Below are 21,348 nucleotides of genomic sequence, written 5' to 3'. Positions count from 1 at the left end.
GATAAATCATCGGGTGTACAGTTCCATTTCTTGTGTCATGGACATGAAATTACAGAGATTTCATCGATTGCTGCGTCTTATCACAATCTTTACATTATCCTGAAAACCTCTTTCAGGGATCATCCCCATGACTTTCCGCTCTGACATTAACGGGCTGCGTGCCTATGCGGTTATGTTAGTCCTCCTCTATCACTTTGGTTTTAACCAAGTGAGTGGAGGGTTCCTCGGTGTTGATGTGTTCTTTGTTATTTCGGGTTATTTAATGACGGGAATTATTCTGTCGCGACTTAATCATCAGAAGTTTTCACTGATGGCTTTCTATGCCGCGCGCTGCAGGCGAATTATCCCGCCATTAATGGTGTTGTGCGCAATATTAATGTTGATGGGCTATTTCCTGATGCCGCCAGACGAGTATCAACGCATGGCTGAGCATGCGGTCTCCAGCCTCAGCTTTATATCCAATGTGGTCTATTTCAAACAGGGAGGTTATTTTGATACCGGATCGGTGTATAAATGGCTGCTGCACACCTGGTCATTAAGCGTTGAGTGGCAGTTTTATTTATTATTGCCTCTGGCGTTAATGTTCACCGCACGTTTTCTGCGCAAACAGTTTGCCTGGACGATGGGAATTGCCGCGCTGCTGTCGTTTGGATTAGTACTGGTGATGGTCGCCACTGATTATCATCTCACCGCGACTTATTATTTGTTGCCCACCCGCGCATGGGAAATGCTGGTTGGCGGATTAGTGTATCTGGCACCTAAAACCCGACTGAGCGGGCAGGGCTGGGTTCCGCCAGTCAGTATTTTGTCACTAATATTATGCGCGTTCATATTTGATGAAAACATCGCCTGGCCAAGTATTATGACGCTGATACCCGTCTTATTCACTGCGCTGATTCTTCACGCGGCGGTGCAGAACAGTTGGTGTTTAAATCATCGCGTCGTGCAGCACATCGGCAAAACGTCTTACTCGATCTATTTATGGCATTGGCCTTTGTGGGTGTTCTGCCATCTGGTGGACTGGCCCATCACGATCGTCAGCCAGATGTTGTTGGTTCTGTTATCCCTGGCCGCAGGTTGGGTTTCCTACATTTGGGTCGAGAATTCGCAAGGTTGGTTTAGCCGAAAAACCTATATCGCGCTTGGGCAGTCCTCGGTGGTGATGTTGTTCGGGGTGACAATTGTAGCAAAGGCGGGAATCCCATCACGCGCACCCGCTGTGGTGGCCTCGATTGAACACTATTCTCAGCAACGCTTTGCAATGGCCAAAAATTGCTTTGTGCTCAGCGGCATGATCTCACCACAGTGCGTTTTTGGCAGTGCCAGCAAGGTAAACCTGGTGGTGTTGGGTGATAGCCACGCCGCCGCCATGTTGTCCTCGATTGTGGCAAGCGCCCAGCCAAAGGATGGTTTGGTATTTATAGCGCAATCAGGCTGCCCCTCAGTGCCGGATATTCAACGCAGCGCCAGCCCTGATTGCGGTGGCTTTGTGAAGGCGGCGATGGCCGATATCGAACGCAAATACCCCAACGCATCGGTATTGATCATCAATCGCATGTCGTTTTATCTGCACGGTGAGTATGGAAGCGGCAGCAGCGCACCGACCTATAGCTTCAGGCAGGACGGCAGTTCCATCGCCGCCTATCAACAGCATTTTGGCGCCGCGGTGAAACAACTCGCCAGCCATCATCGTGTATTCATCATGACGCCGGTGCCGGAATTCGGTTATGACGTGATTTATCGCATGTCACGCGATGCGATGCGCGGCAAAGTGCTGACCATTCAGCAATCTCGTGCCGAGTATCAATCACGTCATCAGGATGCGTTGGCGATGCTCAACAAGATCGCGGCGCTTTCGCCAAACGTCACCTTGCTGGATGCCGCGCAGGGATTATGTGATAGCCGTTTCTGCTATGGCGCGAGAGAAAATGTGCCGCTGTATCGCGACGACAACCACCTTTCGGAAGTGGGAAACAAAAGCCTGAGCGGAGTGTTTGCAGGGATGTGGGGGATGATTGATGGGCGGTGATGAGTATCGCCCAACCGTCGGTTGCAGCAATTGAAGCGCGTGGCGAAGACCTGAAAATTGCCACCTTAAAGCGTTATGTTGAGGCGCTGGGCGGGCAATTAACGATTGGCGTGAATATGCCTGGCGGCCAGCACGTGGATTTCGCGCTTTAAGCAGTTTTGTTTTTCTGAGCCAACCACACCGTTCTGCCACCGCAGGTGGCATCTTCGGTGATCTGATTAACCACGTTGAAACCGTTATCCGACAGCAGTTGGCGGAACTCCTCTTGAGCCAGACTGGCATGATAGAGCGGACGGTCAAGAAAAGTGCCCATCGCCTCACCATCATCGGGGCCGCTGGTGAACATTAAGCCAGCGCCGACCTTGGCATGTCGAGCAAAGCGCGGAAACATCGCGCGTTGGTGGTCGCGCGTCAGGTGGAAGAAGCTGTCCCATGCGATGATACCGTTAAAAGCCTTTTCGAGTGCCAGCGTGCGCATATCGGCAATTTGCCATTGCGCCTGTGGGAACCTTTCCCGACAGCGGGCGATCATCGGCTCGGATGCATCTACACCCGTCACCTTAAATTGCTTCTGCAAAAAGTACTCAGCAATTGGAATACCTGCGCCGCAGCCTACATCCAGAATTTCACCGCCAGCAGGAATCAGGTCGAGAAAACGCGCCAACCAGTGCTGCTCGATAAAATGCTTAGTGCGATGGTTATCCCAGACTTCCGCGCCTTCGCGATACAGGTCAATAATATGTTCAGCTTCTTTCTCGTGATTCATGATTTGGCTTCATGTGAGGTGAAGGGGGAATCATAGTTGAAATTCATCATGCTGAAAGATCGGTGCGATCACCTCGTGGCGTTGGATGGGAGATAACAAGAAATTCAACGGAAGTTGCACTGTCGTTTCTGGCTTGATGCCTTGCGCCTGGGGCAATTTCTAATCCGTGCTGAGCCTCGATGTCGTGTTTTTCACCTTCCAGTTCCATCGTCAGGACGCCCTGCAAAACGAAAAAGAATTGCCTAGAGAAGGAGTGAAAGTGACGGGTTTCACGTGTGCCGGGAGGCATTTTCTCATGAATAATCAGCATGTCCTGACGATTGACCAAATACCAACCGTCGCAGTTATCACCCCAGACATAATGTTCAGCATTTTATTTAGAAATCATCCTGCTTCCTTTTATGGTTTATTTTCCAACTCATGCTTAACGGAGTTCAACATTCTGCGCCGAATCAAACCACTTCCTGCTCTGATCGCCAGCCAGTAAGCTGCCATCTTAAAATGAGAGGCCTTGTCCGGGCAGTGGATGAACGTTTCGGTAATGAGCTCGGATTGGCTGTGGTTGATTAGATTAACTTGATAGCGCAGCAATAGCTTTGCAGCACCCGGCCGCGCGGATTGCTGATACTCTTCTGCGTCAGATATCTTTTCTAAACCAAAGTCGGCGCGCCAAAACTCGCCTCTTAACCCATAGCAAAGTTCTAAAGCAGAGGCGTGAAGAAGCGTGAAAGTTTGCAGACCGAATTGATCATCCTGGGTTTCAGGGGCCTTTCTTTGCAGTTTCTGCGGCAACTGTCGTATCGACATTAATGCCCGGATCACCGAATCTTGCTCAATATCAAATGCCTTGATAAGCGGCATGATCTTTTCAGGGCTGGTGGATTTGATTACAGCTCTGTGTTTTTCGTGGAACTGGAAATCAGGCAGGTAGGGCGGAACGTCACTCCAATTAGACAGCATTTTCTTTGACACAAAACCCAGTGAAATCATCCTTAACCTCGTTTTGGGGTGTTAATGCAGAGCCCGTTGCATGCGGCATATGTTTATTAACATAATCAGGTTGTCTGCGAAATTAAAGGATGGAATGCTCACTCGAAGGGGAAGGGGGCTGTATAGCGGGTCATCCTATGGATGAAAATGCGTCCGGTGGCGCATTTTTTTGCGACTAAAGAACCAACCAGAGATATCCTGCACTGAACAAAAATTACCCACTGAACTTTCGGAGAAGAAAATCCATGAAAAGCACAACTGCAAAGTCCTATAAAAAAGCGAACGAGATGTTGAAAAGTGGTGAATTCAGGGAAGTTGTGCTGGATTTCAACATCAGTGCCGATGAATTTTTTGAACTGGCGGATCGCTGGGCTGAACGAGGAGCCAAAATCAAAAAAGAAGATGGTTCGTTTGTTATCAAACTGGCTAAATAATGGCCAGCAAAGGCTAAAATCGCGATGTACACACTGCCGTAAGAGGCGGAATCCACGGGGAGCAGGTCATAAGGCCTCAATAACTACAGACAGGCGCTTCATCACGTGATGAGCCGCGCGGGATAGCTGCCTTGTAGAGTTAATGCATAAACCCAGAATCAGAGGACGCAGCGGCCTGTTCTTTAGAGGAATAAAGTGTAGACGTCCCGCTCTGACATCTTCCATTACGTCGAGCCAGCAAAGCACACTCACGCCTGCTCCCCCCGCAATGAGCGCTTTAATCAGGCGGATATCATTGCAGGAGATTGCTGTTTCGGGCATCTGACGCGCATGGGCGTAAATTGATCGAACACGTTCGTGAACGACCAGTGATTTGCCTGGAAGAATATGCTTTTCTTCATTCAGGTCAGACAGGGAAAGCGCCACATTATCCTTAAACCTGTGCTGAGGCGGCAGAACAATACCCATCTCGATCTCTGCAAAGGCGAACACTTCAAGTCCGACAACGCTTTCCGGGTCAAGTATCAGTCCAAAATCAATTTCGGAATCTCGTACCTGCTGTGTAACTACTGCGCTGCTTTCTACATTTAGCTGGAGATCCAGCCAGCTATGCTCTTGAGCAATGGCAGAAATCTCGTCACAGAGTTGTCCCTCCGTCAAAGCCTGAACCAGCCCGATACTGACCTTGCCGCGCCTGAGCCCCTTAATCTCATCAAATCGTTGTTTTGTCACGTTAAAGTCACGTTGCCAGCGGAGTAGGTCGGTGTAGAGAAGTTCACCTGCCGTTGTCATACGCATGCCTCCCGGCAGTCGCTCAAACAAAGGTATACCCAGATCTTCTTCCGCCTGGAGTATCTGCCGATTAATGGCTGACGCGGATACGTGCAGCCTTTCCGCTGCTTTTCGAAGACTTCCATGGCGCGCAACCTCCATAAAGTAGGCTGCAAAACGGGAAAATGGACTCATGTCGGCCCTGTATAGTTTTATGCAACAGGTACGTGCATTTATGCTGATGGATTAGTACACCTTAAATTACCCATACTGTCATGGCAATGCACAGGCTAATCATCCAGGCGATGAGATCGCGCTTTCGCACAGTATTAATAAGAGGTGAGTTTATGACACAGAAGAAGCTTCATTTAGCCTTGTTCCTATTCCCGGGATATCACCTCGGAGCCTGGAGATTGCCGGACGCCATTCCTGAAATAGATCTGGACATCGACCATCTGGTGCACGCTGCACAACTTGCAGAAGCCGCCAAACTGGATGCCATCTTTTTCGAAGACCAGGCCGCCGTGCGTCGCAGTAATGACATCCTGGCGGGAGACAAATACGGTGCGGCTAACCCCCGTTCAATCCACTTTGACCCTACGATGGTGCTACCGCTTCTTGCAGCCCATACCTCACGATTGGGTCTGGCTGCCACAGCCACGACGACATTTAACGAACCGTTCAACATTGCGCGTCGGTTCTCAACTCTCGATTTTATTAGCAAGGGGAGAGCTGGATGGAATTTAGTCACTTCCTTTAACGAAGATGAAGCGCAAAACTATGGCCTGGATGCCCATGTGGGGCACGCCGACCGCTATGGAAGGGCGGAAGAGTTCGTCGACGTTGTTAACGGCCTCTGGGAATCATGGGATGAGGATGCTATTACGCGGGATAAGCAGAGCGGTGTTTACTTCGATGTTGATAAGATGCATTTCCTTCAGCACCAGGGCACGCATTTTAAGGTTCGAGGTCCACTTCCGATGGGGCGCAGCCCACAAGGGCGACCTGTTATTTTTCAGGCCGGTGCATCAGAGCCCGGTCGGGCGCTGGCGGCACGAACGGCTGATGTGGTATTTACACTGCAATCCACCCTCGAAGGCGGGCGCGCATTTCGTGATGACATTCGTCGGCGCGCTCAGGAATTCGGGCGCTCACCTGATTCAATCAAAATCATGGTGGGGCTTACTCCCATCATTGCCGAAACAGACCAGAAGGCCAGAGAACTGGCCGACCAGATGCTAGCCCTGATTCCAGATGACATTGCCCTAAGCAATCTGAAACCATTGGCGGGTGGGGTAGATTTTCGCCAGTTTGACCTTAATGAACTTGTACCAGAATTGCCTGAATCAAACGCGGGAAAATCTCACCGGGACGCGATTATGGCTATTTCCCGAGATAAAAATCTCTCCGTCCTTGAAACTGCCCGCTACTTCGCGGAAGGCAGTTATTTTAAAGCCATCGGTTCCCCGGCCACGGTTGCCGATCAGATGCAAGCCTGGCTTGATGCCAATGCCTGTGATGGATTCCTTGCCGTTCCCACTCATTTCCCAACAGGGGTAGAGGCATTAACTGGACTTTTAGTGCCGGAACTGCAACGACGGGGCATCTTTCGTACCGAATATGAAGGAACCCATCTGCGGGACCACCTCGGACTGGCTAAATATTGATTTATATAAGAATTTTTAAATATGACAGTGCTGGCCTGCCCCCTATTATTCACACTGAATGCTGTTAGCATTGTCCGCAGAGCGAGCACTGCGGACATTGGCTGTTGTGGCTGACTGCTTAGTGCCAGCGGACATTGCTCACATCGGAATATATTCATCCTGGAGGCAGGTCACGGCCTGTCGTCAAGCCGAAGGGGATCCGGACACTTGCAATGATGATTCAATGTGTGTGCATACAGGTATGTAAAGCTACGCACTAATTAAACTGTGCGCCTGAGGGACTAACGCAGGAAGTTCAGAACAGCGCGGGCGCTTTGCTCATACAGAGGTCTCTCTGCCGGATACGGCAAAAATGGCTTATTCAGGGAATTACGTATGGAGTTAAAGGAGCCGTATTTCATATCTGCATACAATCACCGATAGCATGAAGATATGCCTGTGAAATTTACGCGTGCTTTATCGCATACACGACAGGCAGAATGCCGCCCTTAAACCCGGATGGTGGATTTTGAAATACTGCCAGGCGTAATCGGGAGCGGAGAACGATCCCATGAACACGCGATTAAATGATTCGGGAGCCCTGAGACATTGAGTACGGTGCAGGCTGCTGCAGCCATCACTGTCTGCCACGCTGAATACGTAAAAGTCTGTTGAAACTGGGTCCATAAAAATATCCCTAACGAAGCCTGAAACACAGCAGGAGCGCTCAGGCTCCAGAGTCCTGCCCCGTCAGGGACGTTGTCAGTATTATTCGCTTTTACTTTATACCCCTACGGCTTATCTTTCCGCCTTTACGACCCGCTTCTGCTGCACGCTCCGGGTCATACTTAAAGTTGCCACCGCTGGCCTGCCCGCCTTTGCGACCGGCTCGACGGCACGCTGTCTGTTATTTGCAAAACTCCCGCTGTTAGCCTGTTGCTCTGCCATAGGTGCTCCGGTTGGGTGAGTTAACGCATTAACTCTAGTCAGCATTGACAGGTTTGTATGTAGCGAGACGGCAATTAATAAGTCCATATTGATAAAGAAACTTTCATATTCTCGATGGGGGACACAGTTCCACGGATAGTCAGAAACATTTATCAGAAAACATTGGCACTGTTTATTTAGAATGACGATTTATAGACAAAAAAAATACCCGCACTGAGCGGGTTAAAATTCGTTACAGGTGGAAAAACCTGTATTAATACAGAGTTCAGGATAGCAGTTAAGTTCATATTTATCGTGCAGCGCTAAGAATTATCATCAATGAGTAGTGCCATAAAAATTTAAGCGAAGCGTATAGCACCCTGAAAGGTTAACGCAGATTTGAGGGAAAGGATTGCTGATTGACTCTGAAACCAGCAGCAACCCTGAAGCTGCTGCTGGAGACCGAAGCAACGGGCGCGCAAAATTTGGATTTCAGCGTGTTCAGCCGCGCTACCGGCAGACTTATACCTGACAAAAAAACACGGTGCAACTGCCATTATTAGAGCCAGTCACTACATGATATTTTGTCAGGAAACAAGATAATTTCCTGAAAGCAGCCTTAACCCCTTTCTGTTTCCGCCAGGAATCATTTCCTACTCCGTATGAAAAGTGCATCCAGAAAAATTGCCGGGATCAGGGATGTATAAGCTTTCCGTATGGCATTTAACTTAAAGATCACGAAACTGTAGCTTAGGGAATGCTATTGTCTCAACGCGCAGTAAACGCTGCTGCGCGCGAGAAATTTCCCTTTTTGTCATACTTTTTCCGCCCAGGCGGGAATTTATTTATTGCAAGGTTAAAATTATCAGATCATCCTTAAGCTGTAATCATTCTTAAATCTTCATTTATTAAGCATCAAAAACCGACTCAGCTTATATTCGAAATACTTCCTGATACCTGCTCATCGTCAGCAGCAAATATTCTTTATCCCCCCCTTTTTATAAATCTATTGCTGGTCTTAAAAAAAGCTCACGCTCCAATAAGAATGTTCTTAATATCATTGACTGCAGATACGCTCACTCCCAATGTAAGTAAACTTAAATTAAAATTTAAGAGGAGGTAATTATTATGGCCAGCTATACCATCAGGATTGAACTTCGCGAGCCAACGGCTAACACTCTCATTGAGGTGTTATACGCGATGCTCGAAAATGGGTTTTCACGCAGCGTTGTGTGTGAAAAAGGTCGCACCTTTGCTTTGCCAGCCAATGAATATGTGTATGTTGGCGCCGAGAACATACGGAGTTTAACCGACAGGGTTGCCACGCTGGTTAATGTCATCAGTAGCGATCCCCAGGTACTGGTTACGCAGTCGTCAGAGCGCTGCTGGTCAGGGCTCAGGGGAGTGGATCTGACTTAACAGAATTAAACGCTGTTTCCAGTTGGTTCGGCGTTTTAAATTAAGTTTACTCAAATATTCAAATCCATCGGTACTCTTCTCAGCCAGCCATAACTAAAGGGTGTTGCCAGTCAACTTAACGAAAGACAAAGAAAATACCGGACCAGGTTCACCCTCAGAGCGATTCAATCAACGCGTTGCATCCATCAGTTGCACTCACAGCCCATAGCGGACCTCGCCCAGCTGCAGGTCTGCTTCGTGCCAACAGCGGAAGTTCGACTTTTTAACCGTTCCACAGCACAACATTGTCTCCGTGCCAAAAACTTTTTGAAAACTATCGAATGGGGAGGCGTCGCACAAGTGTCAGACAGGCAGCGCGCGATCTTTCACAACCGTTTTCATAACCAGTGTTGAGGTAAGCCGCTGCACACCTGAGATACCAGAGAGTTTTTCATCATACAGCGCCTGAAAAGCCGGCAGGTCACGGGTGATAACATGAAGCAGATAATCCGGATCGCCAAACAGTCGCTGCGCCTGAATAATTTGCGGTATCTCCTCTACTGCCGCCTCGAAGGCGGCGACCGCCTGTCGGTCTCCCTCGCGCAGGGTGACGAAAACTATGGCTGAAAAGTTCAGCCCGAATCTGGCCGGATCCAGGTGCGCCCGGTAGCCGCTGATTACCCCTTCATGCTCAAGGGCTCTGACCCTGCGCTGACATGATGACAGGCTGATCCCCACCCGTTCCGCCAGGTCAGTGAGCGAAAGCCGCCCGTCCTTCTGAAGCTCTGCAAGAATATTGCAGTCTGTTCTGTCCATTCCTGAAAACCTCCCGTTTTGACTCATTTTCTAAGCTGTAAATGAAAGCACATTCCGCTTACAAAGCGATATTCTTTCTTCAACTTTTAACGTATCAGTCAGGTAAAGGTTTCCCTGGATGCAGCTTTTTAACACTGATCAAAGCCCGGTCAGCGATGGGGTCGATAAGGATTACGCCACATGTCACTGAGTATGTTCGCCGCCTTCTGGGCTGTTTCCGTGCTTTTCGTAATCACGCCCGGCGCCGACTGGGCTTACGCCATTTCAGCCGGCATCCGGGGACGCCGGGTTGTGCCGGCGGTTGCCGGCATGCTGAGCGGCCATCTTGTTGCAACGCTCATAGTGGCAGCGGGGGTCGGCTCAGTCATTGCAGGCACGCCGGGCGTACTGACGCTCCTGACCGTAGCCGGGGCGGCCTACCTGCTGTGGCTCGGGCTCGGCATGTTGCGCCATCCGACAGTGCCGGCGGCGGAGCAGAATGATGATGCAGGTTCGCCACTGAAATGGGCGCTCAAGGGCTTTTGCATCAGCGGGCTTAATCCGAAGGTTTTTCTGCTGTTTCTGGCCCTGCTTCCCCAGTTCACTGACGTCCACGCTGCCTGGCCGCTTCCACTGCAGATGATCGCGCTGGGGCTGGTGCATGTGATCAGCTGCGGCGTGGTCTACCTGCTTGTGGGGTATGGCTCCGGTACGGTGCTTGGGACAAGACCGCGCGCCGCACAAAATGTCAGCCGGATTTCAGGCAGCCTGATGATCATTATTGCGGCTCTGCTGCTGGCAGAGCAGTTTCTGTGACGCATGGCCATAGAGGCTTATAACAACGCATCATGCAGCAGGGACTTTATGAATACACTCAACGTCAGGGAAAAGTCAGCCCGAGCTTTATGGTGTCTTGCAGACCGAGCAATACAATTAGCGTTGCGAAAGCTGGTATTATCGCCCCCGCAACATCCTTCATCAACGTCAAGAATTAGCAGAGAACACCATGTCATCAGTCACACTGACACACCTGAAAAACCTCAAGCAGCGCGGCGAGAAAATCACCATGCTCACCTGCTACGACGCCACGTTTGCACACGAGCTGAGCACGGCAGGCGTTGAGATGCTTCTGATCGGCGATACGCTGGGAATGATCCTGCAGGGCCATGACAGCACCCTGCCGGTCAGGCTGGAAGATATGGTTTATCACACGGCCTGCGTTAAGCGCGGAAACAACGGCGGCTTCATCATAGCCGACCTTTCATTCATGACCTGTTCTTCGCCTGAGCAGGCACTGCACAGCTCCGCGCAGTTAATGCAGGCCGGTGCGCAGATGGTCAAGATTGAAGGTGGAGAGTGGCTGTGCGACACAGTGCGTCAGCTGACGCGTAACGGTATACCAGTTTGCGCCCATATTGGACTCACCCCTCAGTCGGTTAACGTCTTTGGCGGTTTTAAAGTGCAGGGACGTGACAGCCATCAGGCGGCCGCACTGGTCGACACCGCGAAAAAGCTGGAAGAAGCCGGCGCGGCAATGGTGCTGGTTGAAGCCGTCCCCGCCTCGCTGGGCAGAGCGCTGAGCGGGGCGGTGTCCGTACCAGTCATTGGCATCGGCGCTGGCCCGGATACAGATGGACAGGTTTTAGTGCTGCACGACATGCTCGGCCTGAGCATCACCGGCAGGGCCCCGAAATTCGTCAAAAACTTTATGAAAGGGCAGCACGACATTCAGGGCGCGTTAAAAAGTTACATTGCGGCCGTCAAAGACGGCAGCTTCCCGTCGGCGGAGCACTGCTACTCAGAATAAGTTACAGATGCAGCCGCTTATATTAGCGGCTCATACCTGTAATCTGGCTAAAGAGACTAATCACCGACGTCCGATTTTCGCTCAAAGCGGCCCCCCAGCCATCGGTATCCATCACTCGAAAACCAGCCCCCAACCTCCACAATCCCCCTCACTCAACAAACTGGCAAAAACGTAGAAGATAGCCATCCGGATCCTGAACGAGAAACTCTCTCTGGCAAGCGATGGTTTCTCCAATCTGATAGGTGTTTTCTCGCAAATCCCGATACAGCGGCACGCCATATTTCCTTACCCGCGTCAGCACACAGGCAATATCATCCACCTCAATCTGGAAATTCACGCCGCGCCCCAGCGGTTTGACGAGTTCTGCGGTATTCCAGCCTTCGGCTTGAAACTGCTCAAGCATCAGCTGTGCTTCGCCGAGGTTGATGTAAGCAAATTCGGGATCACTTCGTCTGACCATAATCTGAAATCCCAATACATCAGTGTAAAAATACAGTGAGGCAGTGAAGTCCGTTACGGTCAGTTCGGGCACCATTCGGTTCCAGTAGGGCTCATGCTGAACTGTCATTGCTTATGTCCTTTTAAATAGCACGAACTAGAGCTGATGCCGCACAACCTGTTCGCACATGTCGCGACAAACGATAAATGAGTGTCTAAAGAGCATCAGGTTAACCCGCTTAAACATCTCTTCAACCCCATATCTCTAACGCTCTGCCACCCAAAACAGCAGCCGAATAAAGCGCTATCGCCACGATACTGATACAAGTCCCACATGAAATCGCCCGCGCTGAATTTCCAGTGCCCAGGTAATGTGTCTCCAGTACGATAATATTGGCTGCGGGGGGAAGCAGACAGAAGAGATACAGCGTTGCTGGATTGTGCGTAATAAGTGGCGCGTTGAACTGATCGGCTATCAGCAGCAGCAAAGAAACCAGCACAGCGAAAACCATTGAACGCGTGATAAACGGACGCAGTTCGAGTCGAAAATCTTCCATCGATATTGTCGTTTTTGAAAGCCAAATGCCCAACACGGCCATGCCAAGAAAACTCATCATGAATTTGGCAATTTGATACAGGCTATCGAAGTATTGAGCCACCTGATCACTGAATGGAATTAACGCTGCGCCGATCATCAGTGCGATGACGGGCGGGGTGCGCATCAACGTGATTGGATTAAATTTCTCGCCGGAGAGCATGCCTGCGCCCAGCGAGTTGCCGACAATTGAGCTGCCGACATAGGCGGCAATAATAATGGTCGCAGCATCATTGCCGAATAACACGCTAGCAACGGGCAGACCCAGCCAGCCGATGTTGAGATAGCTAAAGCACAGGTTTTTAATGGGATCAGGGAAAACATAGCGGCCTGCCAGCAATAGAAACATCATGCATATCGCGGTGGCGATAATAATGGTGCTCATGCTGTGAAAGCGGGTTGATATATTAAAGATGATCACGATGGGAATAGCGATGCGCGTCAATATCCATGACGCAGCCGTTTTGCAATCCCAGGCGGTTTTTCCCAGCAACCATCCGGCAAACAAGTAGATAAGCGGAAAGAAAATCGTCACGAAACGTCCCTGATTAGCGTGTCGACCACTCCCTGAAGTAGGGAGTGGTTAAAAATACACGCTAACAGAGGTCGTTCAGTAAGTGCAACGATGCAACGTGAGTTTATGCGGTGGTATTGATGTTGCGGCCAACTGCCGGATTAGCAGGCAGTTGCGGAATGGAATCAAGAATTCCTGCTGCCATTGACTGCTGATTATCGAGGGTCTTTTTCAGTACCAGGGTGCTCACCTTACTGCTGAGGTCCATATTATCCAGACCGATAGCCAGTGAAGTAATCTGTGATACATCCATCTTGCTCTCCTTTAAAACGACTAATGGGGGGCGGAAACGGCTTTGAGAAAGCCTGATACGTCTATCGGCATTTGCAGGCAAAGCTTCAATGCGATCAGCGGACATGCCCGATGCCAACCTGCTTAATCAACTCATTCTCTGGCAGGGTGACTATTTCGTCTGCGGCTGCCAGGTGCCCACATCCTGCGCATCAATCGCTTTCGGCAGCAGCTTCGCCTGATAAAACGCATCTGCAATCTTCTGCTGCTCAGCCAGATCGCTCTTGTTCACTGGCTCGATCTGATAGCTACGTTGCTGGTTCGCTTGTTCCACCGTGGCCAATGGCAAATTACCCCACAACGGAGAGAGAATCTTTGCTGCATCCGTTGGATGTGCTTTCAGCCATTGAGCTTCATGATCCAGCGTCTTATACACAATCCCCAACACCTCAGGATGCTTCTGCGCATAAGGCGTCGATACCAGATAGTAGCGCTGATAACTGGCGAGACCTTTGCCGCTCACCAGCACGCGCGTGTGCTGCTCCACTTTCGAACTGGTGACAAAGGGTTCCCATGTTACCCATGCATCAACGCTGCCGTGTTCCAGCGCGGCGCGCCCATCGGCAGGCGTCAGCCATGCAGGTGTGACATCACTGAATTTCAGTCCCGCCTTTTGCAACGCGGCGATCAGCAGATAATGGCTGCCTGCCGCTTTGGTAACGGCAATCTTTTTACCTTTTAAATCCTGCAGCGATTTGATGCTGGAGTTGGCGGGCACCAGAATGGCCTGAGCTTCTGGAGAGGGCGTTTCGCGCGCGTAATACGTGAGGTCGGCGCCAGCCGCTTGCGCGAACACCGGAACGGTATCGGCCACGTCAGCAGAAAGGTCAACGTTGTTCAGATTCAGCGCTTCCAGCAGTGGCAAACCGCTGGTGAACTCGTGCCATGTCACTTTTATGCCACGGTCGGCGAGCGCCTTATCCAGATCGCCGCGCTGCTTTATCAACGTCAGCAAGGTGGAGGATTTCTGATAGCCAATGCGAAGTGTCTCTTCGGCGTTGGCGCTGGCAAGCAGTGAGGAGAAAAGCAGTGAAGCGAGTATTGTCTTTGTGATGTTGCGCATGTGAGTCCCTGAAGGTGTTATCAATTTTCAAAATGATAAAGCCGCTCCCGAGGCAATCAAAACCGCAAGTTCGCATAAGCTCTGCATAATTACAGCTATTACAGTTGCGCGGTAATCGCCTGCAGATGCTCCCGCAATATGCTATGCAATGCCCGAATCGCGGGAGAGAACTGCTTACGATGCGGGCAGATTAAATGCAGTGGCGTGCTCTCGCCGGGGATCTCAGGTAGCACCCGTTCCAGGCGGCGCTGCTGAATATCCTCACAGACATCAATCCACGATTTATATGCGATGCCCATGCCATCGATAGCCCAACGGCGCGCCACTTCGGCGTCATCACACAGAAGGCGACTTTTTACCGTGATTTGTCGGCGCATACCTTCCTGCGGGAACGTCCACTTGTCATAGACGTGGCCGCCCATCACAAACGGCAGGCAGTGATGTTGCGCTAAATCTTCCAGTTGTTGCGGGCGTCCGTGTTGATCGAGATAAGCTGGCGACGCCACCATGATGCGGCGATTGTCCTCGGCCAGCGGCAATGCCACGTAACTGCTGTCTTCGAGTTTGCCGTAGCGAATGGCGATATCTACCGGATCGCGAAACACATCACTGATTTGATCGGATAACGATAAACGAACCGATAAGGCAGGGTGTTCACAGCAGAAGTCGGTGATCAGTGGCAAGAGGATATTGCGACCAATATCGGAAGGCATCGCGATTTTAAGTTCGCCGCTCAGTGCGTCTTCGTGACTTTGCAGGCTATCGGCACCGGCGTGCATCAGAGCCAGCATCTCCTGCGCGTACGGCAGATACTTTTCCCCTTCGGCGGTCAAGCGCAGGCTACGTGTGGATCGCGCAAACAGGCGACGGTCCAGTTCTCGCTCCAGTCGCTGAATGGCGGCGCTCACTTGCCCCGGCAGCAAATTCACTTCACGGGCCGCGCGGGAAAAGCTGCCCAGTGCTGCCGATCGCACGAATAGCGTGACATCTTCCAGTCGGATCATTTTCTTACTCATCGTCAAAACAGGCAGGGATTTTCACTCTAAGAGTGAAAGTGTTGTTGTGCAATCGGCATTTTTCCACAGCGTGCAGGCCGCTATGCTGAATCCAACTTACTTAACACCCTGATGAATTGAGGAACGGCCTGATGAAAGCGATTGTTTATAGCCAAAACGGTTTACCGATTTCCGATGAAAATGCGTTGTACGAACTGGATGTCGCCAAACCTCAACCGGGCGCACGCGATCTGCTGGTGAATATTCACGCGATTGCCGTGAACCCGGTGGATACCAAAGTGCGTAACGGTGCGCCAACCGATAAACCGCGCATTCTGGGTTGGGATGCCGTCGGCGTGGTAGAAGCGGTGGGCGAAGACGTCACGCTGTTCCAGCCGGGCGATGAGGTGTTTTACGCCGGCGATATCACTCGCGCTGGCAGTTATGCCGAATATGGGCTGGTGGATGAGCGCATTGCCGGACATAAACCCCGCACCCTCAATGATGCCGGTGCTGCTGCGTTGCCGCTGACATCACTCACCGCGTGGGAACTGCTGTTTGACCGTCTTGAGGTGCAGGCAGAAGACAATGCGGCGTTATTGATTATTGGTGCAGGCGGCGGTGTGGGTTCGATCCTGACGCAGCTGGCGCGTAAGCTGACCAACCTCACGGTGATTGGCACCGCATCACGCCCTGAAACCGCGGATTGGGTGCGCTCACTGGGCGCGCATCATGTGGTCAATCATCAGCAGCCGCTGGGTGAACAGCTGGCGGCCATTGGCCATCCGCAGGTACGCTATGTGGCTTCATTGACGCACACCGACAGCTATTACACCCAGCTGGTTGATGTGCTGGCCCCACAGGGCAAGCTGGCACTGATCGACGATCCTGAAACGCTGGATGTGGTGCCGCTGAAACGTAAAGCCATCTCGCTGCACTGGGAGCTAATGTTTACCCGTTCACTGTTCCAGACCTGCGATATGCAGCGTCAGCACGACATATTAGAACGCGTGAGTCAGCTGATTGATGACCAGACGCTGCAAACCACGGCGGGCGAACATCACGGCACTATCAATGCGGCCAATTTGCGCAAAGCCCATGCGCTGATCGAAAGCGGTCGAGCCCGCGGCAAGATCGTGCTCAGCGGCTTTTAACCCTTTGAAACACAATTCGTTAACCGCCGTGTAAGCGCGGCGGTTAAGGTAACGGCACTTTTAAAATAATCGATTCAGGAGATTGCCATGACACTTAATGATGCAGTGGCTCGTCGCCACACCGTTAAAGCCTTCGCCAGTGGTAAAAGCTTGCCGCAGGAAGAGATCGAAACGCTGCTGAACGTGCTGCGTAACAGCCCGTCATCCGTCAACTCTCAGCCGTGGCATTTTGTGGTCGCTTCCACGCCAGAAGGTCGTGAGCAGATCGCGCAATCCACTACCGGCGCGTTTGTCTATAACGGCCCGAAAGTGCTGAATGCTTCCCATGTGATCGCGCTGTGCATGCGCACCGATCTGGATGACGCGCATCTGCAAAATGTACTGGCGCAGGAAGAGCAGGATGGGCGTTTTGCCAAACCAGAAGGCAAGACCGGACAGGACAAGAGCCGCCGTGGCTATGTTGATATGCACCGTTATGAGCAGCGTGATATCCCGCAGTGGATGGAAAAACAGGTTTACCTGGCGCTCGGTGGTCTGCTGTTAGGTGCCGCGATGCTAGGGATTGATGCGACACCGATGGAAGGTTTTGATCAGCGTGCGCTGGATCAGGCGTTGGGCCTGCGTGAGAAAGGCTTTACCAGCGTGGTACTGGTGTCGCTGGGCTATCGCAGTGACGAAGATTTCAACGCGGCATTGCCAAAATCACGTTTACCGCGCGAAGAGATTTTCACCTTTATTTAAGCGGTCGCGGCGCAATTTTTTTACGTGGTTTTAACCCCGCGCGATGAGTCGCGCCGCGACACGTTTTAACGCGGAAACAGCAAACTAAATCGGTTCACCCCGTTCTCACTGCTTACCGCACAGCTGCCGTGATGCAACCGCATGATGCTGCGCACAATCGATAATCCCAGTCCGCTACTGCTTTGATGTCGTGATGCATCGGCGCGCCAGAAGCGATCAAACATGCGTGACTGCTGTTCAGCACTCAACGCCGCGCCTTGATTCTCCACCACCAACTCAATTCCCTGATCGCGCACCGCACTTAACACTCGAATGGTCGATTCGCGCTCGCCATAGCGCAACGCATTCGCCATCAGATTCGCCAGTGCACGTTGCAGCAGTTGCGGATCGGCGCGTAATTCTCCCTGCATGCGCATCTCCAACTGCATGGCGTGCTCCTCGGCCATGCCATCAAAATAGTCCTGCAACTTTTCGCCCAGCTGTGCCAAATCGATCCGCTGCCAATCCATCGCCTGACTGGCGTCTTCCGCTTTGGCGAGGAACAGCATGTTATCGATCATCTTCGCCAGTCGCTCCAGTTCCTCGTAATTCGAGCCCAGCAACGCCTGATAATCGTCCACGCTGCGCGGCTGGCTCAACGCCACTTCGGTCTGACCGATTAAGGTGCCAATCGGCGTGCGCAGGTCGTGTGCCATATCCGCTGAAACCTGGCTGAGTTGTTGATAGCCCATTTCCAGGCGACTGAGCATCTGATTGAAGGCAGCGACCAGCGGTTGCAGTTCTGTCGGGGAATCGCTGAACTGGATACGATGCGATAAGCGCCGCACGTCTATTGCATCAGTTTCCGCTGCCAGCCGACGTAACGGAGACAAGCCGCGTCGAATAAGCCAGATACTGAGCGCTGCTACCAGCAGCGCAGCCAGTGCAGTCGAGACAATAATCTGATCGCGATAGCTGTTCAGCGTTTGGGTACGATCGCTCATCTGGCGGCCGGTAATGATCTCAATTTGCCCATTACCATCACGCGTAGGCGCTAAGGCGGCGGCGGAGATAAAAGGGGTGCCATCCTGTGCCTGCTGATGATGTACAGAGGCCAGACTCAGTGGCTGATCGGTGGCCACCGGCGTGATGTCGGGCATCGGTCGTGCGCCGGGATTGACGACAATCAGCGGCGGCTGGCCGGGAAAGCGCAGCACCAGCAAAGACTCCGTGTTGCCCAGCATATTGGCAAACAGGCGTGGTTTTTGCTGGATCAGCGTGATGGCGTCTTCATCGCGTAGCAGCGTACGAATCTGATCGATACGTGTCAGTAAAGCCGCGTCATCACGCACACCGATCTGTTTCGCCAGAGACTGATACAAGGCAAAGCCGCTCAGGGCAAAGATCACAATCACTGAGGTACTGAGCAGTAGTGATAAGCGAGTGGCAAGCGAGAGTTTTTTCATGTTTCAGCTTCGCAGCGATATCCGACGCCGTGCACGGTATGAATCAGCGGCTGGGCAAAGGGGCCATCGATCTTCTGGCGCAGGCGTTTTACTGCCACGTCGACCACGTTGGTATCGCTATCAAAATTCATGTCCCACACGCGTGAGGCGATCACCGTGCGCGTCAGCACCTCACCGGGATGCAGCATAAACAGGTGTAGCAGGTTGAACTCTTTATTGGTGAGATCGATGCGTTGACCCGCGCGCTCCACCCGACGTTTAAGGATATCGAGTTGCAGGTCGGCGAGGGTCAGCACATCGGGAAGTTTTTGCTGACCGCCGCGCCGCAACTGCGTACGAACGCGCGCCAGCAGTTCTGCGAACGAGAAGGGCTTCACGAGGTAATCATCCGCGCCCAGTTCCAGCCCTTTGATGCGATCTTCCAACGTACCCTTAGCCGTGAGGAAAATCACCGGTGTCTGGATCTGTTTATCCAGCGCGGCCATCACCTCCCAGCCGCTCATGCCAGGCATCATTACGTCGAGTAAGATCAGATCGTAATGATGCTCCTGCGCATAGAACAAACCGTCTTGCCCGTTCTCGGCCACATCCACGATAAATCCCGCTTCGGTTAATCCTTTGCGCATGTAATCGCGCGCTTTGGCTTCATCTTCAATCACCAAAATTTTCATGCGCATCTCCGGGCGGAATCAGTGGGTTAGGGCTGCGCCTGCTGAGCGGCCTGTTCAATCAATTTCGCCACATCATCAGGATGAGATTCATACACCGAGTGGCTGGCGCCGGCGATTTCAACTGTATGGCTGTGCGCGCGTTTGGCGTACATCCGCTCCAGATCAGGGTTAATGATTTTGTCAGCTTTCGCCACCATGTACCAGCTAGGCTTGGTCTTCCACGCCGGGTCTGGAATGTTGGCGGTGAACACGGCGGCATTGGTTGGCATCTGCGCATGCGCTTCAAAATCCGCCTGGGCGGCCGGTAAATCGGCGGCGAAATCGCTGTGGTAATTTTCTGGCGCAATGGTCAGATAGCCATCAGTCGATTTGGCAAACGGATGCGCGCTGTTCGGGAATTTCTTGCCGTTGATCGCTTCGGTTTCGCCGTTATCCAGCGCGTGCGCCGCGATGTACACCAGTCCCACCACTTTGTTGTCATTTCCCGCTTCGGTGATGATGGCGCCGCCATAGCTGTGACCGACCAGAATCACCGGTCCGTTCTGCTGATCGATGATGCGGCGTGTCGCCGTAACATCTTCCGGGAAACCAGTCAGCGGTTCCTGCACCAGCGTCACTTTATAGCCATCGTGCGTCAGGCGGTCATACACCGGACGCCAGCCCGCACCGCCTACAAAAGCACCGTGTACTAACACAATATTCTTCACCGGCTGCGCTTGGGCGTGTGCCGCGCCGCCAGCCATCGCCAATAAAATGCCCGCTGCAAAAGTCAGTTTTTTCAGTTTCATGATCGTGCTCCAGATAAGGAAGGTTCGGGCACAGGATATGAAAACGGCGCTGACAGCAGGGTGAGCGAGTTATGACAAAAGAATGACGGCGGGGTATTAAGTTATTTTTAATGGGGTGTGAAAATTCTCTAACTTATTAATCAATATAAGAATTCACTCTACACAAATCCATTTTTTTAGTGGTGGTAATGTTTCCGCCATGTTATTAACTCTCCATGCCGTCGTGAATTTACCTGCCTGCTGGAGCTAACAATGAAAAAGAGTTTGTCCTTCGCGTTACTGCTGTCACTTGGCGCCTTCAGCACCCTGTCGTTTGCTGAGCAGACGTTGCGCTTTGGTGTCGATCCGACCTTCCCCCCGTTTGAATCTAAAGCCAGCGATGGCTCGCTCAAAGGATTTGATATCGATTTGGGCAACGCCATTTGTGCTCAGGCAAAAGTAAAATGCCAGTGGGTGCAGATCGGCTTTGATGGCAGTATTCCGGCACTGCAGGCGAAGAAGTTTGATGCGATTCTGTCGGCGATGTCGATGACAGAAAAACGCCGTGAGCAGGTGGATTTCACCAACATGCTGTATATCACGCCGAGTGCGCTGTTGACGCCGAAGAGCAGCACTCTGACCGAAGATATCAGCACGCTGAATGGTAAGAACATCGGCGTGGCGCAGGGCACCATTCAGGAAACCTACGCCAAAGCAAAATGGGCGACGCAGGGCGTGAATATTGTGTCTTACCCGAATCAGATGGAGATCTATCCTGACCTGGTCGCGGGACGCCTCGATGGCACACTGGCAAATGCAGTGTCAGCGGATCAGGGTTTCCTGAATACGCCGGAAGGCAAAGATTACGTCATTAAAGCCACGCTGGTGGATAAAGAACTGCTGGGTAACGGTGTCGGGATTGGCCTGCGTAAGGGCGATACCGTCCATCTGAAACTAATCAATGATGCGCTGGCCGAACTGCACAACAACGGCACTTACGATCAGTTAGCGAAGAAATATTTCAAGTTTAAGGTCTATCCGTAAGCGCCAT

22 protein-coding genes and 2 pseudogenes are annotated in these 21,348 nt (G+C 51.8%); 10 read left to right on the top strand and 14 right to left on the bottom strand.

The features are described 5' to 3' along the window. Positions 1–127: 127 nt before the first annotated feature. Positions 128–2,029, top strand: coding sequence for an acyltransferase family protein (locus LBW88_RS12680; protein WP_224932635.1), 1,902 nt, complete (start codon positions 128–130; stop codon positions 2,027–2,029). Next, positions 2,029–2,181, top strand: a pseudogene (locus LBW88_RS12675) (transcriptional regulator); the annotation flags it as partial. The gene LBW88_RS12680 and the pseudogene LBW88_RS12675, both read left to right, overlap by 1 nt. On the opposite strand, the gene LBW88_RS12670 reads toward LBW88_RS12675, so the two are convergent. From LBW88_RS12670 to LBW88_RS12660, 3 genes are all read right to left on the bottom strand, one after another. Continuing rightward, a complete protein-coding gene (locus tag LBW88_RS12670) occupies positions 2,178–2,795 on the bottom strand; it encodes a class I SAM-dependent methyltransferase (RefSeq protein ID WP_224932634.1) in 618 nt (205 codons plus the stop codon). The pseudogene LBW88_RS12675 and the gene LBW88_RS12670 sit on opposite strands and share 4 nt — an antisense overlap. A 46-nt stretch (positions 2,796–2,841) precedes the next feature. Continuing rightward, positions 2,842–3,123: a cupin domain-containing protein gene (locus LBW88_RS12665; RefSeq protein WP_224932633.1), complete on the bottom strand. Its 282-nt coding sequence runs from the start codon at positions 3,121–3,123 to the stop codon at positions 2,842–2,844. Between the two features lie 71 nt (positions 3,124–3,194). Continuing rightward, entirely contained in the window at positions 3,195–3,785 is a 591-nt protein-coding gene (locus LBW88_RS12660; protein ID WP_224932632.1) for a hypothetical protein, read from the bottom strand. Positions 3,786–4,030: 245 nt separating this feature from the next. Here LBW88_RS12660 and LBW88_RS12655 point away from each other — a divergent pair, with 245 nt between their 5' ends. Then, on the top strand, positions 4,031–4,219 hold the full coding sequence (locus LBW88_RS12655) for a hypothetical protein (protein ID WP_224932631.1): 189 nt from the start codon (positions 4,031–4,033) through the stop codon (positions 4,217–4,219). A gap of 66 nt (positions 4,220–4,285) precedes the next feature. Here LBW88_RS12655 and LBW88_RS12650 read toward each other — a convergent pair whose 3' ends face one another. Beyond that, positions 4,286–5,185: a LysR family transcriptional regulator gene (locus LBW88_RS12650; RefSeq protein ID WP_224932630.1), complete on the bottom strand. Its 900-nt coding sequence runs from the start codon at positions 5,183–5,185 to the stop codon at positions 4,286–4,288. 152 nt (positions 5,186–5,337) lie between these two features. Here LBW88_RS12650 and LBW88_RS12645 point away from each other — a divergent pair, with 152 nt between their 5' ends. Next, positions 5,338–6,657 carry an LLM class flavin-dependent oxidoreductase gene (locus tag LBW88_RS12645; RefSeq protein WP_224932629.1) on the top strand — a complete coding sequence of 440 codons (1,320 nt, stop codon included), beginning with the start codon at positions 5,338–5,340 and terminating at the stop codon, positions 6,655–6,657. Between the two features lie 757 nt (positions 6,658–7,414). Here the strand turns inward: LBW88_RS12645 and LBW88_RS12640 are convergent. After that, positions 7,415–7,584, bottom strand: a pseudogene (locus LBW88_RS12640) (general stress protein). A 1,107-nt stretch (positions 7,585–8,691) separates the two neighbouring features. Between LBW88_RS12640 and LBW88_RS12635 the strand changes: the two are divergent. Further along, on the top strand, positions 8,692–8,982 hold the full coding sequence (locus LBW88_RS12635) for a hypothetical protein (protein ID WP_224932628.1): 291 nt from the start codon (positions 8,692–8,694) through the stop codon (positions 8,980–8,982). Between the two features lie 342 nt (positions 8,983–9,324). Here LBW88_RS12635 and LBW88_RS12630 read toward each other — a convergent pair whose 3' ends face one another. Continuing rightward, the gene (locus tag LBW88_RS12630; RefSeq protein ID WP_224932627.1) at positions 9,325–9,777 is read right to left on the bottom strand and encodes an Lrp/AsnC family transcriptional regulator; all 453 of its coding nucleotides are present in this window, start codon (positions 9,775–9,777) and stop codon (positions 9,325–9,327) included. 180 nt (positions 9,778–9,957) lie between these two features. Here LBW88_RS12630 and LBW88_RS12625 point away from each other — a divergent pair, with 180 nt between their 5' ends. Both LBW88_RS12625 and panB read left to right on the top strand, forming a co-directional pair. Further along, on the top strand, positions 9,958–10,572 hold the full coding sequence (locus LBW88_RS12625; protein WP_224932626.1) for a LysE family translocator: 615 nt from the start codon (positions 9,958–9,960) through the stop codon (positions 10,570–10,572). A gap of 190 nt (positions 10,573–10,762) precedes the next feature. Then, positions 10,763–11,563, top strand: coding sequence for a 3-methyl-2-oxobutanoate hydroxymethyltransferase (panB, locus tag LBW88_RS12620; RefSeq protein ID WP_224932625.1), 801 nt, complete (start codon positions 10,763–10,765; stop codon positions 11,561–11,563). 148 nt (positions 11,564–11,711) lie between these two features. Here the strand turns inward: panB and LBW88_RS12615 are convergent, their stop codons facing one another. From LBW88_RS12615 to LBW88_RS12595, 5 genes are all read right to left on the bottom strand, one after another. After that, entirely contained in the window at positions 11,712–12,131 is a 420-nt protein-coding gene (locus LBW88_RS12615; protein WP_224932624.1) for a bleomycin resistance protein, read from the bottom strand. 121 nt (positions 12,132–12,252) lie between these two features. Then, on the bottom strand, positions 12,253–13,131 hold the full coding sequence (locus LBW88_RS12610; RefSeq protein WP_224932623.1) for a permease: 879 nt from the start codon (positions 13,129–13,131) through the stop codon (positions 12,253–12,255). Positions 13,132–13,234: 103 nt separating this feature from the next. Further along, positions 13,235–13,423: a YjfB family protein gene (locus tag LBW88_RS12605; RefSeq protein WP_097118832.1), complete on the bottom strand. Its 189-nt coding sequence runs from the start codon at positions 13,421–13,423 to the stop codon at positions 13,235–13,237. Between the two features lie 150 nt (positions 13,424–13,573). Beyond that, a complete protein-coding gene (locus LBW88_RS12600) occupies positions 13,574–14,524 on the bottom strand; it encodes an aliphatic sulfonate ABC transporter substrate-binding protein (protein ID WP_224932622.1) in 951 nt (316 codons plus the stop codon). A gap of 98 nt (positions 14,525–14,622) precedes the next feature. Next, complete coding sequence (locus LBW88_RS12595; protein WP_224933006.1) at positions 14,623–15,528, bottom strand: LysR family transcriptional regulator; 906 nt, start codon at positions 15,526–15,528, stop codon at positions 14,623–14,625. Between the two features lie 143 nt (positions 15,529–15,671). On the opposite strand from LBW88_RS12595, the gene LBW88_RS12590 reads away from it, so the two are divergent. Both LBW88_RS12590 and nfsB read left to right on the top strand, forming a co-directional pair. Continuing rightward, positions 15,672–16,673 carry a zinc-binding alcohol dehydrogenase family protein gene (locus LBW88_RS12590; RefSeq protein ID WP_224932621.1) on the top strand — a complete coding sequence of 334 codons (1,002 nt, stop codon included), beginning with the start codon at positions 15,672–15,674 and terminating at the stop codon, positions 16,671–16,673. An 87-nt stretch (positions 16,674–16,760) separates the two neighbouring features. Beyond that, positions 16,761–17,414: an oxygen-insensitive NAD(P)H nitroreductase gene (gene nfsB, locus LBW88_RS12585; protein WP_224932620.1), complete on the top strand. Its 654-nt coding sequence runs from the start codon at positions 16,761–16,763 to the stop codon at positions 17,412–17,414. A 65-nt stretch (positions 17,415–17,479) separates the two neighbouring features. Here nfsB and LBW88_RS12580 read toward each other — a convergent pair whose 3' ends face one another. From LBW88_RS12580 to LBW88_RS12570, 3 genes are read right to left on the bottom strand one after another with little or no spacing between them, the layout of a single operon-like run. Beyond that, a complete protein-coding gene (locus LBW88_RS12580; protein ID WP_224932619.1) occupies positions 17,480–18,859 on the bottom strand; it encodes a heavy metal sensor histidine kinase in 1,380 nt (459 codons plus the stop codon). Continuing rightward, the gene (locus LBW88_RS12575; RefSeq protein ID WP_034830307.1) at positions 18,856–19,530 is read right to left on the bottom strand and encodes a heavy metal response regulator transcription factor; all 675 of its coding nucleotides are present in this window, start codon (positions 19,528–19,530) and stop codon (positions 18,856–18,858) included. Before LBW88_RS12575 ends, LBW88_RS12580 begins: the two co-directional genes overlap by 4 nt. 26 nt (positions 19,531–19,556) lie before the next feature. Continuing rightward, the gene (locus tag LBW88_RS12570; protein ID WP_224932618.1) at positions 19,557–20,318 is read right to left on the bottom strand and encodes an alpha/beta hydrolase; all 762 of its coding nucleotides are present in this window, start codon (positions 20,316–20,318) and stop codon (positions 19,557–19,559) included. 252 nt (positions 20,319–20,570) lie between these two features. Here LBW88_RS12570 and LBW88_RS12565 point away from each other — a divergent pair, with 252 nt between their 5' ends. Continuing rightward, the gene (locus tag LBW88_RS12565) at positions 20,571–21,341 is read left to right on the top strand and encodes a transporter substrate-binding domain-containing protein (protein WP_224932617.1); all 771 of its coding nucleotides are present in this window, start codon (positions 20,571–20,573) and stop codon (positions 21,339–21,341) included. Positions 21,342–21,348: the final 7 nt, after the last annotated feature.

Origin of the sequence: Pantoea sp. alder81 (genome assembly GCF_020179835.1) — a bacterium.
Taxonomy (GTDB): domain Bacteria; phylum Pseudomonadota; class Gammaproteobacteria; order Enterobacterales; family Enterobacteriaceae; genus Pantoea.
The sequence above is the reverse complement of the archived record's forward strand: the minus strand, read 5'-3'. Positions and strand labels throughout refer to the sequence as shown.